Source organism: Chitinophaga rupis, from assembly GCF_900109685.1.
GTDB lineage: Bacteria > Bacteroidota > Bacteroidia > Chitinophagales > Chitinophagaceae > Chitinophaga > Chitinophaga rupis.
The window spans coordinates 26,755-40,652 of the sequence record NZ_FOBB01000007.1; the positions used below are offsets into that span (position 1 = coordinate 26,755).

General features: G+C 40.6%; 11 protein-coding genes. 10 read left to right on the forward strand and 1 reads right to left on the reverse strand.

Going from position 1 to position 13,898, the window contains the following annotated elements:
• Positions 1-16 precede the first annotated feature (16 nt).
• From BMZ54_RS23140 to BMZ54_RS23175, 8 genes are all read left to right on the forward strand, one after another.
• A complete protein-coding gene (locus tag BMZ54_RS23140; protein WP_089917905.1) occupies positions 17-4,273 on the forward strand; it encodes a DUF6443 domain-containing protein in 4,257 nt (1,418 codons plus the stop codon).
• 10 nt (positions 4,274-4,283) lie between these two features.
• On the forward strand, positions 4,284-5,057 hold the full coding sequence (locus tag BMZ54_RS23145) for a hypothetical protein (protein ID WP_089917907.1): 774 nt from the start codon (positions 4,284-4,286) through the stop codon (positions 5,055-5,057).
• 205 nt (positions 5,058-5,262) lie between these two features.
• Positions 5,263-6,048 carry a metallophosphoesterase gene (locus BMZ54_RS23150; RefSeq protein ID WP_202909333.1) on the forward strand — a complete coding sequence of 262 codons (786 nt, stop codon included), beginning with the start codon at positions 5,263-5,265 and terminating at the stop codon, positions 6,046-6,048.
• Between the two features lie 408 nt (positions 6,049-6,456).
• Positions 6,457-8,205, forward strand: coding sequence for a hypothetical protein (locus BMZ54_RS23155; protein WP_089917910.1), 1,749 nt, complete (start codon positions 6,457-6,459; stop codon positions 8,203-8,205).
• Positions 8,206-8,685: 480 nt separating this feature from the next.
• Positions 8,686-9,102 (forward strand): DUF6088 family protein, encoded by a 417-nt coding sequence (locus tag BMZ54_RS23160; protein WP_089917912.1) that lies wholly within the window; start codon positions 8,686-8,688, stop codon positions 9,100-9,102.
• Positions 9,068-10,015 carry a nucleotidyl transferase AbiEii/AbiGii toxin family protein gene (locus BMZ54_RS23165; protein WP_089917913.1) on the forward strand — a complete coding sequence of 316 codons (948 nt, stop codon included), beginning with the start codon at positions 9,068-9,070 and terminating at the stop codon, positions 10,013-10,015. Before BMZ54_RS23160 ends, BMZ54_RS23165 begins: the two co-directional genes overlap by 35 nt.
• A gap of 298 nt (positions 10,016-10,313) precedes the next feature.
• Positions 10,314-10,616 carry a hypothetical protein gene (locus tag BMZ54_RS23170; protein ID WP_089917915.1) on the forward strand — a complete coding sequence of 101 codons (303 nt, stop codon included), beginning with the start codon at positions 10,314-10,316 and terminating at the stop codon, positions 10,614-10,616.
• 107 nt (positions 10,617-10,723) lie between these two features.
• On the forward strand, positions 10,724-11,095 hold the full coding sequence (locus tag BMZ54_RS23175; RefSeq protein ID WP_089917916.1) for a hypothetical protein: 372 nt from the start codon (positions 10,724-10,726) through the stop codon (positions 11,093-11,095).
• A gap of 387 nt (positions 11,096-11,482) precedes the next feature.
• Here the strand turns inward: BMZ54_RS23175 and BMZ54_RS23180 are convergent, their stop codons facing one another.
• Positions 11,483-12,592 carry an FAD-dependent monooxygenase gene (locus tag BMZ54_RS23180; protein WP_089918475.1) on the reverse strand — a complete coding sequence of 370 codons (1,110 nt, stop codon included), beginning with the start codon at positions 12,590-12,592 and terminating at the stop codon, positions 11,483-11,485.
• Positions 12,593-12,695: 103 nt separating this feature from the next.
• Here BMZ54_RS23180 and BMZ54_RS23185 point away from each other — a divergent pair, with 103 nt between their 5' ends.
• Both BMZ54_RS23185 and BMZ54_RS23190 read left to right on the forward strand, forming a co-directional pair.
• Positions 12,696-13,682 (forward strand): helix-turn-helix domain-containing protein, encoded by a 987-nt coding sequence (locus BMZ54_RS23185; RefSeq protein ID WP_238386657.1) that lies wholly within the window; start codon positions 12,696-12,698, stop codon positions 13,680-13,682.
• A 45-nt stretch (positions 13,683-13,727) separates the two neighbouring features.
• Positions 13,728-13,874 carry an ester cyclase gene (locus BMZ54_RS23190; protein ID WP_238386684.1) on the forward strand — a complete coding sequence of 49 codons (147 nt, stop codon included), beginning with the start codon at positions 13,728-13,730 and terminating at the stop codon, positions 13,872-13,874.
• The last annotated feature ends 24 nt before the right edge of the window (positions 13,875-13,898 follow it).

The window sequence follows — 13,898 nt, forward strand, 5'->3', positions numbered from 1 at the left end:
CCTTAAAATAAGAAAAATGAAAAAACTACTAGTATATATCGTTTGCTGGATAATTGGATTAACTGTGGTAGGGTATTCAGCTACCATCGCTCAAACACCGAATGCGAGCATCCAGCCAGCGGCTACGCCAGTAGCAACTCCCGCTGCATATTCCAATACCACCGTCAACTATATTCGCACTTGGGAACCAAGTATGTCCACCACTGATACAACAGCGGTGAAGAATGCCACAACCGTTGCATCTGTAAAACAAACGACCGATTATTTTGATGGGATCGGACGGCTTTTTCAAACAGTGAAAAAGGGCATGTCTAATTCATTGAAAGATATAGTCACTCCAAGTATTTATGACGGCTTTAGCAGAGAGCAGTTTGAATACCTTCCATATGTATCAACGAATTCCGCAGATGGGAAGTTTAAGACAAGCCCTTTTAGTGCTCAATACACGTTCCTTACGGACACAACCCAAAATCCGGGTTTAAAACTGGAAAAGATTTTTTACAATCAAACTATTTTTGAAAACTCCACCTCTAACCGCACACAAAAGGCCTACGCACCTGGTAATTCATGGGTCAATAAGCCGATTGAACATGCATATCAAATGAATACAACGGGGGATTCGGTTCGCATATGGGATTTGCCTTCAAGTGGTATAATACCTACCAGTGCAACCGGTCGTAAGTATGTGGCAGGAGAACTCACTAAACAAATTACAAAAGATGAGCGGGGCATACGCTTGATAGAGTTTAAGGATAAAGAGGGACGTATTATTTTGAAACGAATTGAGCTAACCACTGGTGCCGCTGATGGACATACCGGCTGGTTGTGTACCTACTATGTGTACGATGATGCAGGGAACCTTCGTTGCATGATACCACCTAAGGCTGTTTCACTTATCAGCACTTCTTGGGTAGTTGACGCTACAACTGCGCGGGAGTTGTGTTTCTTCTTTCGGTATGATAATCTTAACCGAATGATAGTTAAGAAGATACCAGGGGCAGATTCAATCGAAATGGTATACGATGTAAGGGATCGTTTAGTATTTACAAGAGATGGCAATCTTAAAGTGAAGAATCAATGGCTTATTACTTTCCATGATGCGCTAAACAGGCCGGCATCCACTGCTCTATATAGTTCCTCCAGTACAAGGGATGCCTTGCAAACCACAATGAATGGCATTATAGGAACCAACCCCTTACCAAGCATCCCTGCAAACGCGTTGACTGAGCTTACTAATAATTTTTATGACAATTACAGTTTTAGTGGAGCTCAGCCAGCTCTAACGACTGATTTTGGTAAACCAAAAGAAGGCAGTAATCCCTATTCAGAACCTATAACCGCAACCAGTAGTCTCACGAAGGGGCTGATAACAGGCACAAAAATAAAAGTTCTTGGTAGTGCTAACCAGTGGCTGACCACCACTATTTTCTACAATGATAAAGGAAGAGTAATTCAAACCGTATCCAGCAATATAAATGGTGGCCAGGATGTCACTACTTACCTATATGATTTTAACGGAAAATTGCTTAGTAGCTATATACGTCATAAGAACCCGCAAAGCGTACCTACCCCTCAGGTTACCTTACTTACAATGATGCATTATAATGATGCTGGCCGGCTCGATTCATTGAAAAAAACCGTAAATGATACGCTGCAAAGAACCGTTGCATTCAACACTTATGATGAACTTGGGCAGTTGAAAAGTAAACGCCTCGGTGCCACTGCCACAGGTCAGATAGAAACTTTGAATTATGAATTCAACGTCCGTGGATGGCTTAAATCAATTAACAAAGACTATGTTGATAAAGCAACCAATTATGGTAACTGGTTTGGTCAGGTATTGAGCTATGATTATGGTTTCACAACCAACCAGTTTAATGGAAATATTGCCGGTACAAGGTGGAAAAGCAAGGGCGACAGCATCTCTCGCGCCTATGGGTATACTTATGATAATGCTAACCGTTTAACAGGAGCTGAATTCAGCCAGGTTAATAAGGGTAGTACGGGCTGGACAAAGGATAAAATGGACTTTTCCGTCAGTGATCTTAGTTATGATCCAAATGGAAACATTATGTTCATGAAACAACGCGGTATGAATGGTACTGCCATACAAACCATTGACAGCTTGAAGTACGGCTATTTACCTAATAGCAATAAACTATCTTTTGTTACAGACAAGAAAAATAACGCTACCAGCCAGTTGGGTGATTTCCGGGAAATTAAAAACAACGAACTGTCTGATTACCGGTATGACAGCAGCGGTAATATCGTTTGTGATTCCAATAAAAATATCGCTGTTATCCGATATAACCATTTGAACCTGCCGGATAGCATTGTAATTCCCGGAAAGGGTAATATCAAATACATATATGATGCAAGCGGCAATAAGCTCAGTAAGATTGTAACTAATAACATTACATCTCAAATCACTACTACGGATTATATCGGAGGTTTCGTTTACCTGAATGATACGCTGCAATTTGTAAGTCATGAAGAAGGTCGGGTACGTGCAGCATATAAAACCGGGCAACCCGTAAGTTTCAAATACGATTACTATGTAAAGGACCATTTAGGTAACGTCCGAATGGTATTAACTGAGCAGTCAGATTTTAGCATGTATGCTGCAACCATGGAGGAAAATAATTCGGCTACCGAATCAGCCTTATTCAGTAATGTGGAGGAAACCCGTTCTACAAAACCTGTGGGCTATCCGGAAGATCAATCTACAACAGATAATCAATTTGTGGCTAAACTAAGTGCCGCAGATGGCGGCAAAAAAGTTGGCCCCTCACTGGTATTAAGAGTGATGGCCGGGGACACGGTCCAGGTCGGAACCCGGGCATTTTATAAATCTACCGGTCCTACAGATAATAAATCAGCAACACCTGAGGAAATGTTAGCCTCCTTGGTACAGGCATTTGCTGGTACACCTGGTTCAGCAGATCTTTCGCATGATGCAGCTAGTCAACTTCAGGGAGAATCGCCTATTGGGAATTTCAACAGCAATGATTTTCAACACTTAAAGGAGAAGAATGCCGATGAAAGCCAACTGAACCGACCAAAAGCCTATCTGAGTTTTGCTTTATTCGATGATCAGTTTAACTTAGTGGATGAAAATAGCGGTGTCCGGCAGGTAAAAAGTACCCCGGATGAACTGCAAGTGTTGTCAGTAGACAAAATGCCGATAGAAAAAAGCGGTTTCCTGTACGTCTACACAAGTAATGAATCCGCTCAGGATGTGTTTTTTGACAACATTGTGGTGCAGAATATTACCGGTCCATTGCTGGAGGAGACCCATTATTATCCGTTTGGTCTTACCATGTATGGTGTCAGCAGGACGGCCGTTGGAAGACTGGAGAATAAATATCTTTTTAATGCCAAGGAAATACAGCGGAATGAATTTGGGAGTGCTGACGGTTTGGAGTGGTATGACTACGGGGCAAGAATGGAAGATCCCCAAATCGGGAGGTGGCACGTTCCAGATCCCATGTCATCAAAATACGAGGACTATTCGCCATATGTCTATGCATTGAATAATCCCATTAGTATTGTTGATCCAGATGGGATGGATGTTTCTGCTGTTGACGGAGGGATTAGTTATACAGGAGCAGATGCTGAAGCGTTATTTGCACAGCTACAAAACAGTTTAATTGCAAGTTTTGATGGAGATAACGATAAGGATAAAGATAAAAACAAAAATAAAAGTAATACAAAAACAGCATTTGCTCCTGCCTTACTACCACTGGCAGAAGGTGGATTAGTAGCGTCAGGCGCAGCTGCAGGAAGTGCAGGCCTGTTCCCGTCTATGGCAGACTGGGCAGCCGCAGGTAATGATCTAAAGGAGAAACTTCAGGCAGATGTAGATGGTGCGAAATGGTTGTTTCATTTGTTATCAGACAAATTAGAAAGACTATGGTACAAAAGGGCGCCGGGTAAGCCCGCAGTACCTTCCCTACCATATTCGGTTCCGTTTGCGAAACATGGTAACAGATTAGATAACACAAATCCACATTTAGTATATGAATTCAGCTTTATCCCTACGGATGGACGTACTCCGACACTTAAATATGGGATTGCTGACATGTACTCAACTGGTTTTGATAGGCCAGAGCTGCAAAAGCCCATGATGCAAGCCATTTTTGGCGCTTCCGCTGACTGGAGAACAGTGATGTTTACACCTGACAGACAAAGCGCATCGGATGTGGAAAAAGCAGCTGTTAAGTTACACATTGATACATGGGGTTATAAGCCTCGAGTACAGATAAGACCTTAAAAAATGATATATGCTTAGACTCGGTTCAGTAGTTGAAGGAGAATTGACACAGTATACAGAAGCTGTTACTTATATATATGACCATCTTTGGCAGGAGATGGGCGGTTATCCTTACACATATATTCACGTCAACCATATTGGAGACAGCGAATTACAGGAAGTAATAGCTAAAATCGGGAAAGAGGTATATATAAATGTAAGAATCCCTATTGGGAAAGAGTATCACCAGAAATCGATTCTTGAAAAGCAAACACTATTTTTGGAAATATTTCAAACTGGGTTGCTTAGGCTTGCAGAAAAGGAGAAACGTATAAATCCTTCAACGCTTGAAACGATAAAAAGCAAAATATTGGAGCAAAACTTCGATTTCGCTATAACTTATAAAGCTTTCATTAATAAAAAACGGGACGATCTGGTTGCAAAAGTAATCGTACGTCCAATGATGCACAGTTTTGAAGTTTCCTTGGTCATAGAAGAGAAAGGTACGACCAAATGCGAGTTCCTTATTTATCGTGGTAAGCCTACCGATTATTATCTAGATGATCTCTTTTCATTAGGAAAATGGAAAGGCGAACAGTTTATACTTGGAGGTAAAGAGTCAGAAATAGAATTTCATGTATTACCAGAGTGTAAGATCGAATTAGTGAACATTAGCGATCAAACAGATAAGGCTCCTCAGTTTGAGATGATGAAGGTAGATGCCGATCGCGAGAAGTCGTTGAAAGATTATATGGCTACGTTAAATCCGGCTATTCTTGCGGCGTTGAAGAATTCAGACAACTAACAAAAATAATATGACCAGGTAAGCATATCTGTTCGAAATTCAATAAAAAGGCCGCAACTCGAAATTTGCGGCCTTTTAACTATTCGGCTAGTGAATGAAGCCCTATAAAAAAGAGATATAGTAGCCACTCTTCTATATATTTTTGTACTTATTTTGACTTAAATTGGACGAAAATAGGAGAGAGGTTACAACAAACAGTTGAATCATGAGGACCTTGGTGATGGGAGATATACATGGAGCATATAAAGCCTTGTCACAATGCCTGCAGCGTTGCAGTTTTGATTTAGAGAAAGATACCTTGATACAATTAGGTGACGTCGTTGATGGGTATCCCGAGGCATATGAATGTGTTGAGGCCCTCTTGGAGATAAAGCATTTGATCGCTCTGAAGGGGAATCACGATGACTGGTTGGATACCTTCATTAAAACAGAATTTCACCCTGTTTTTTGGAAATTTGGTGGTAAGGGAACACTGATTTCCTATTTGAGCCATGCCGGCAAAGAGCGGCGGTTTTTTGCCACGGGTAGTGGTTATAAAACGGCCTTGGTTAGCAATGACATTCCTTCGACGCATAAAGCCTTTTTTAATCAACAGCGACTTTTTTATATCGATGATAAACAACGCTGCGTCGTCCATGCCGGGTTTAACCGACATATGGCCATTACCAAACAAAAAGCAGAGGACTTTTACTGGGACAGAACATTATGGTCCGAAGCCATCCAATGCCACAAATACTATGGAAATGCAATTTCTCCAGACGAATTTCTTGCCGAAAGCGACTTGTTAGAAGTATACATAGGCCATACACCTACCACACAGATTGGGACAGATAAGCCGTCCAAGGCACTCAATATTTATAACATAGATACAGGTGCTGGACACAGCGGACGGCTTACTATCCTTGATATTGCCACCAAACAGTACTGGCAGTCCGATCCGCTCCCAGAGCTTTATCCACAGAATTTCAGAGAACGATCTTTCAATATATAGCCCATACTTCGTATTGGAATGGCCAAATTATAGAGGAATCCATTTGCTCTAAGTTGCCTATTTTTTCCTAATTTTATTATTGATGTCAGGGCGCATAACCGATAATAATTCCTTACCTAGTATTAAAAAAGTGTAATTACCTAGATTATTAACGGGAGAGATGCTCAGTGCCATGCCTTCAAAAATAGAAATGGCTGCTGTAACCGCCGTACCCTATATGCCTCATGGTTCTAACGCATGATCAGGATCCGGATTCAAATTCAGAGCTACTTACTAATGACTAGGGTTTACCAAATTTACATCAATACACCTTTCCAGAAAACAGAAAATTCTGGTTTTCTCGTTTCGTAGGGTTTACAAGGGAAACCCCGGCTCGTACTATTATTTAGATAATTTAAATTACTGGCGATGCCTGTTGGACTAAATAGAATCCGGTTTGCAAAATATCCTGTCCAGGAAAGAAAGTTGAATTTTTTCGCGGATTACTACCAGTACTTTGTTCATTTCGCGGGCCAATTACCCGCCTTCGAAATTGAGACCCCTTATGCGTTGGTCGACAAAATTATTTTTCAACTCAACCATAATTTGCTCGACAAAGCCCCTACTTATCTAAAGAACCATTTCGCGAAATTGAAAGCCTACCCTAAAGGGTATACTAAGAACTTTGTTAAATACAAGCCAGTCATTCAATGGTATGATGGCTGGAGAAGCGCTGGCACAAAATCTCAATATTTAATAACGCATTTGTCTTCGTTGAAAGTACTATTGGCGGAACTGGAAAAGGAGCTGGAAGTTGAAATGTTAAAAAGTTCAATTGAAAGCTTGAAGAATATGATACTTTGCAACCACCCGTTGGAGCAGCATATCGATGCGATTGCCTTTCATTCCAGATTATTGGCATCTGGTATTATCATAAAACGGAAAAGTCGTGCGGAAGCCAGGGAATTATTCGATGTGGTAATGACCAATGAATATAATAAATTTCCATATCCTAAGCATATCTCAACTGACGATGCCAAGCGGGAATTCTTTAGCAAAAAGACTATCAAGGAAACGTTGGATGCCATTGGTTATTTTTCAGAAAAGGAGCCAGAAGAATGGGATGTGAATTTTAAAATAAGCGATATTATCATGCCAGAAGGCTATGTCTTTTCACATGGGAAGGTTAAAATATACCCCGCAGATCACCCAGATAAAAAGGCTATGATCGATATTGCCAAAGCTGCCGGTGATCCTTATGTAGAAAGCTTTTTTACTGGCTCCGAATATGCAATCGCTGAAGTCCGGGTAGATAGCGTTACTTATGAGGGCGCTCATCGCAACGCTTTAAAAGATTTATCCAGTACTTTAGATTTCATGGAGGTAGCGCTTGGAAGGAATTTTTCTTTTCAGAAAGGAGACTATTTGTTTTCCACTGACCGTAAAAATTATGGTTACTGGTTTAAGGCGGCATACCAGCATAAATTAATAACAAGCATCGACCAAATTAAACTGGATGATAACGCCTACCAGTTTTTCGAAAAAAATCCATCTTCAGCAAAGCAGGAATTCCTAGCGCAGGAAATGGAATACATAAAGGCAAGGGGAGATGTTAATATTGCCAGGTTATGGGGATACCTTGAGGTTTTATTCAACGATAAAACAGTCGGCAAAGGCATTAAGGGATTTTGTTCAGGCGCCCTTATGCTGTATGAAAAGCAGTTCAGGTTTCCACAGGTATATTCTTACTTACGAAATGCCATACATCCCATGAATACCGGCGCAAACGACATTGGACTCACAATAGACGAACAATTTGATAATATTAGGAAAGATTCGGATTTTAAGGAACTCAACCAGAAAATAAAAAGTGATTTTTTTCGTCTTGCCATTAAAGATTTATATGTCAGGCGAACAAAAAAGTGGGTTACATCACAACGCAATGCCTATTACGCATTGCTTGAAGAAGCTTATGAGCAAAGAAACATGCAAGATCATGGTGGTAAAATGAATGCCCCTGCATTTACTAAACTTACCTATACACTACCTTTGTTAACTGTCCGGATGCGCTGGGTTGTATTTGGTTACATTAAGCGACACCCAACTTACAACTTCAACCAAATCGTTCAAGCTATCAGGGATGATGTGAATGCCAAGATAGGACCATATCGTCCTTAACAATGATTACTGTAGTTCTGAAGTGATGGACATGCCTTAGTCGCTTTCACGTGTTTGACTTTATTGATCAGGTTTTACGAAGTTACACTGGAGATATTTCTTTTGTTGTCGCCGGGCATGAAATTGCTGATACACTTTGGAGAAACAATTATCGGATCCAAGACTCCGATACTGCCGGAGTTGTACTTTCTGCATGGCCTATTCCTTCTCAAACCATAGTCGGGTACGCAAAGGGGTGAGGTATAGGTTTTTATGGTTTAGAAAATCCATATAATTGCTGACGGTATTTGTTAGCCAGATTCTAGGTTGCCGGCATAGTTTTTAGTATAAGTATTTGAAAATCAATAACCATTCAGTTAGATAATATATATCTTTTTAAGGTCGTCTATCCCATTGATCAATAATTGAAAGTTATAGTCAAAATGTCGTATTTTTGTCTCACAATACACTGATTTTTTAGTGAGTTTAGGATGATATTCAATGAAATATAAAAGTACCATAGAAGGCAAGATTGCAGCGAGAATTGCTCGCATGAAATCACCGGTCGTACTTCGGGAGGATTTTCAGGATCTCGGAGGCTATGACCAGGTTGGTCGTGCCCTCATGAGCTTAGTTAGCAAAGGGAAGCTGGTACGAATTGGATATGGCTTGTATGCTAAAACAAGAGTTTCTTCTGTAAATGGAAAGATTCTACCTGCAGAATCCTTGCCTAATTTAGCAAAAAAGGCCTTAGCACGCCTTGGTGTGCAAACTGTCCCAACCCAGGCTGAAAAAGATTACGCAGAAGGTCGTTCGACGCAAATACCTACTGGAAGAATGATAGGTGTAAAAGATCGTGTATCCCGAAAGATCACCTACAACGATGCGCGAATTTATTATGAACGCACTACCTTCTAAGCAAGCCATAGAAGATGTTGCCGCCGAACTTGAAATCGCCCCGGCATTTGTAGAAAAAGACTGGTTCGTAACACAAGTAATAAAGCTTATCGCGGAATTTTCGCACGAAGATTTTGTAATGGTTTTTAGTGGAGGCACATCGCTCTCAAAAGCGCATCACATCCTTAAAAGGTTTTCCGAAGACATTGACTTCAGGGTTATTTGCCCGAGTTTAGAAGGCCTTTCGCAGAGTAAGAAAAGGGCGAGGTTGTCGGCCTTAAAAAAGGCCATGTTTTCTCATTTAAAGGAAGCATTTCCCGAATTAGAGGATAAGGAGTTAATAGCGAGGAACGGCAATCAATTTTTCGCAATCAATCTTAATTACCCCACTCTATTTGACCGCGATCAGGCCCTACGCCCGCATGTACTCGTTGAATTTACTATCGCCACGTTAATGCTTTCCGGCATAACGCTGTCTGTTTCTTCATTTTTAGCACAGTCTGCCGGCGCCCCGCCTGAGGTTAAAAGCATCCCATGCATTGATCCTGTCGAAAATGCCTCCGACAAAGCTAGTGCCTTTGTTTGGCGTACTGTAGAAAGGGAAAGAGGCGCCGAGGGCGATGATCCTTCAATCGTGCGGCATTTACATGATCTTAGTCTACTGTCTCCCATTGGTATTGCACATCCAAAATTCAAGGAAATGGTACTAATGACACTGCAGCAGGATGATTCGCGTTCAAAAAAGCTCGTAGGTTTGACACCTAAAGAAAAATTCTCCCGAGCCATTACTACTATCAAAGAAGATCCCGAATACGAAAAAGAGTATATACGGTTCGTAGAAGGCATGTCCTATGCAAAAACTAGCGATATGCCACCATTCCATCTGGCAATTACCAATTTAGAAGCCTTGATAAAGCATGTTCTGGATACATAAACTTTAAGCTGAAGTTCACTAAGAAGCAAGGTAAGCAAAGCAGAAAGCAATGTCTAAGTTCCTCGACGGGCTGCCTAAAAAAGGTTTTGGCTTAGTCTTAGAATACCAACGGAAGGTGCAGGTGGTGGGATAATGCCGGTTACCCTTAAACTAATGATTAGTTTTCAGTGTTCTTAGATAATTACGCTGTATCTTTTGAGTGATATAGTCGGTTACATCCATCTTAATCAAAATCAAAGAAGTTTAGTTTGGCGGAGATAATTATTAAATCAATCAGTCTTATAAAATTGATTCTGCAATGTCTAATAAAAAAAATCTATTCGAAATGTATATCGAAAATGGTTGTAAGATGGGTTTTTTTGTAAGCCGTGAAACATGGAGTAATGGGAAATATGCTAAGGTTGTGGCTATTGATGGCGTAGTCGATGGGCAGCCAATCGAAGGAGATCCTCCCTATTTTAATCGAAAATACCCGGCTGGGCATGAAAAGGCCGGTGCAACATTGCAAAGAAATGCCCGTTTAGAGGCGGATTGGTTTGATGAGGGATTCACAATAACGACCGGCGCAGGCGGCTATACCTGGACAAGAGTATATCCGTAATATAGGAGCCATTTTTATGAGATGCTCTACTTTGTTCATTTTTATCTTTTCCCTCTTTAATGGTTGCCCATGGTTATTCGATTTGAAGTAAATTTTTGTTTTAAATAATGAAGAGCATACGAATTATTTTCTTTTTTATTCTATTAGTGGGTTTGACGGCCGCTGCTTATTACCTCGTGAATAAGGTTAACACAAAAAATAAACTTGCAGAAGAGCACCGGTATACGATTACAAAAAGCATTAGGCGATTGACCAATTCAAGGGGGGGCGGAAAAAATTATGAATACTTATTTGAAGTAAAAGGGAAGCAATATTATGGGCGGACCTCCATTATGCTGGATGCAGAAATGGGGCGGTACTTTATTGAATATTATCCATCAGATCCCGAAAAAAGCACTATAACCAGAATCGCTGCGGATTCGGAAGATATTTCGGATTTGCCTCCTGACGGCTACCCGGAACTGCCACATCAAAAATAATATTGCCATCAGGCAGAAACCGGCTGCAATACACAATGACTGTTAAAAAGCCAGGCGAAATTATAGGAGAAACTATCGGCAATTCCGTTGCTTCCATTTTTCTATTTTTTCTTAACTTTACTGATAACATCAGGGTCGCATAACCGATAATGATCCTCGCCTGAGTAATTAAAAAATGAAATTGCAGGGGTTATTAACTGAAATGGAAATACGAAAATGAATTTGAAAGTAAAGTGGCAGTGGATTGGGCCTATTTGATCGCAAATATATGAATATCAACGGAATGTAAATTCTGTATCGGGAAGTAATCCCCTTTCTTTTACTTTCTCATATTCTCTTATCTTTTATAATCCAATGCTACTGGGAATTCCAACCGGGTGTTTATGTTTATTGGTTATTGCTCCAAGCCTTCAAAGATGCTTGTAGTTCTTCTTCCGTTTCCGGTAGTTGAACTTTTAAACTATGAGTAACGCGTGCCTGAATCTGCTCAACAAAAGGTTTAAACAGTTCGTTGTATTTTGCAAAAGCAATTTGGTGATCGTTATTGGCGTGCAGTTGTTTAGCCAGCAAAGTTGCTCCTTGCATAGCCAGGCTGGTACCCATGCCTGTGAAAAAGCTCGGCGCGTATGCAGCGTCACCTATCAGGCCTATACGGCCTTTCGTCCAAACCGGCATTTGAATCTGACAAGCTTCATCGAAATAAAGATCGTCGGCACCAAGCATTGAATCTAGTATCTCAGGGAGTTTCCAATTGGCATTACCAGCAAAATATTCTCTTAAAATCCGCTTCGGTTGTTCGCGATCCCGGTAATTCCAATCCAGTTTGGGTGCCCGGAAAACAAGGATAGTGTTCACTCCATTTTGGAATTGATAGATCACTGCCTGTTTGCCTAGCTCGCGATACACTATGCCTGTAGATCCTGGTCTGCCTGTTTGTATCTGATCTGCGCCGGCAAATGCGAAGTAAACACCCAGAAACTTCTTAAACTCTTCCTCAGGTCCGAAAGTAAGTTTTCTGACAATAGAATGGGTGCCGTCTGCTCCGAACACTAAATCATAAGTTTTGCTTTCGCCTTTTTCGAAGGAAACTTCCACATGATCTTCATGCTGGACCAATGTGGATATGCTATTATCAAAAATTATTTCAACCTCATCTTTTGGAATGGCCTCGTAGATGATTCTTACCAGATCTCCACGGTGAATTTCAATATCACCCAGATATTCCGGCAAAGTATTTATTGCGAATGTAGCCAGCGTTTGATCTTCAGCACCCACGATCTCATCGGTATGAACAAATTCATTGGCTTTGATCTGATCAAATATGCCCATTTCTCTGGCAATATCCAATGCTTCACCACGCACATCAATCGGTGAGCCGCCTGTTCTCAGATCCTTACCAAGTTCCAGTACTGTCACCCCGTAACCAAATTTATTTAGCCAGTATGCCAACGTTAATCCCGCAAAGCTTGCTCCAGATATCAGCACTTGTTTTTTCATCACTTTGAATTTTATTTTACTGTAATGCATTTGTTTATACTGCAAAACTAATTGTAGCTTTACAAGTAAAATATTCGATTAACTACTTTTTTTAGTCGAAAAAATGAAAGAACAAGGCAACAAGTATATTGACGGCAGAATTTTTCAATTCACCAACAAGCTCGGTTTAATTTTAGAAAAGGAGTTGCAATATTTTCAGGTCAACTTTTTTAAAGGATTTACATTCTTACCTGACATGGCCATGCACTTCGGATCATTTTTCACCACAAATGATTTCACACGTATAACCGGGAAATCCGATATAACAGACGGTATCGGTTTTGTATTTCACAACATCTTTGAAGATAATGCGGACGATGAAACGGACGAGCGTAAAGCTAACGGAAATACAGAGCCGCCTTATGTGCGTATTTTTCCTTATGCTATCAGCCAAAAGGTACATTTTAAAAAAAATACCCGGGTAACACATGTCTCCATCAGCATCAGCGCCGGGTATTTGAAAAACTTTTTGAAGGAAGAGTCTGAACACTTTCTGTTCCTTTTTGATAGTGCTAATAATTTTTGGATAGAGGAATTGATGACCGATGACATTTTACGCACCGTAAACGACATCGTCAAAAAGGAAGAGCCAGCCACGATGAGTAGTTTTTATTACAAGATCAAGGCAATGGAACTGCTTTACCATCTGTTTAAGAGTTTGCGAAATCGCCAAAATGCTGTTGGTCAGAAACTGAGCAAGAAGGAAATTGAAGCTGTTTACCGGGTACGGGACAAAATCGTTTCGTCATTGAGCCAACCCAGTAACATAGCGGAATTAAAGCAAATTGCAGGTATGAATGAGCTAAAGCTCCGCAAACTTTTTACGCAGGTATTTGGCATGGGTATCTACGACTACTATCAACACTTACGCATGAAAGAGGCTGCACGGCTTTTGCGTGAGGAAAATCTATCAGTATCGGAAGCAGGTTATCAAATGGGATTCGAGAACCTGGGTCACTTTACGAAAGTATTTGAAAAGCACATCGGTAAGAAACCCAAAAAATATGTTCAATCTTTCAACATTACAGGTCTTCGCACCAATTCGAAGTGACGATAAATCATATTTAAATTTTTCCTTTAGAGATACTATTCAATGATGCCAATTTTGAGCCTTCCTGTTAATGGGAGGAACATAGTTTTCACAGAAAATGTTTTCTACCAGTTTCACGATGGAAAGATCATAGAAGTATGGTCCGTAATCGATAAAGCGGCCATTGAAGCGCAACTTAAAGACGATAAATAATCTGTTTGGTTGTTTGCGGGGGCG

Bases quoted from the DNA above. Each gene is read 5' to 3' on its own strand.
- BMZ54_RS23140 (WP_089917905.1), top strand. From the start codon at position 17: ATGAAAAAACTACTAGTATATATCGTTTGCTGGATAATTGGATTAACT.
- BMZ54_RS23145 (WP_089917907.1), top strand. From the start codon at position 4,284: ATGCTTAGACTCGGTTCAGTAGTTGAAGGAGAATTGACACAGTATACA.
- BMZ54_RS23150 (WP_202909333.1), top strand. From the start codon at position 5,263: ATGAGGACCTTGGTGATGGGAGATATACATGGAGCATATAAAGCCTTG.
- BMZ54_RS23155 (WP_089917910.1), top strand. From the start codon at position 6,457: ATGCCTGTTGGACTAAATAGAATCCGGTTTGCAAAATATCCTGTCCAG.
- BMZ54_RS23160 (WP_089917912.1), top strand. From the start codon at position 8,686: ATGAAATATAAAAGTACCATAGAAGGCAAGATTGCAGCGAGAATTGCT.
- BMZ54_RS23165 (WP_089917913.1), top strand. From the start codon at position 9,068: ATGCGCGAATTTATTATGAACGCACTACCTTCTAAGCAAGCCATAGAA.
- BMZ54_RS23170 (WP_089917915.1), top strand. From the start codon at position 10,314: ATGTCTAATAAAAAAAATCTATTCGAAATGTATATCGAAAATGGTTGT.
- BMZ54_RS23175 (WP_089917916.1), top strand. From the start codon at position 10,724: ATGAAGAGCATACGAATTATTTTCTTTTTTATTCTATTAGTGGGTTTG.
- BMZ54_RS23180 (WP_089918475.1), bottom strand. From the start codon at position 12,592: ATGAAAAAACAAGTGCTGATATCTGGAGCAAGCTTTGCGGGATTAACG.
- BMZ54_RS23185 (WP_238386657.1), top strand. From the start codon at position 12,696: ATGAAAGAACAAGGCAACAAGTATATTGACGGCAGAATTTTTCAATTC.
- BMZ54_RS23190 (WP_238386684.1), top strand. From the start codon at position 13,728: ATGCCAATTTTGAGCCTTCCTGTTAATGGGAGGAACATAGTTTTCACA.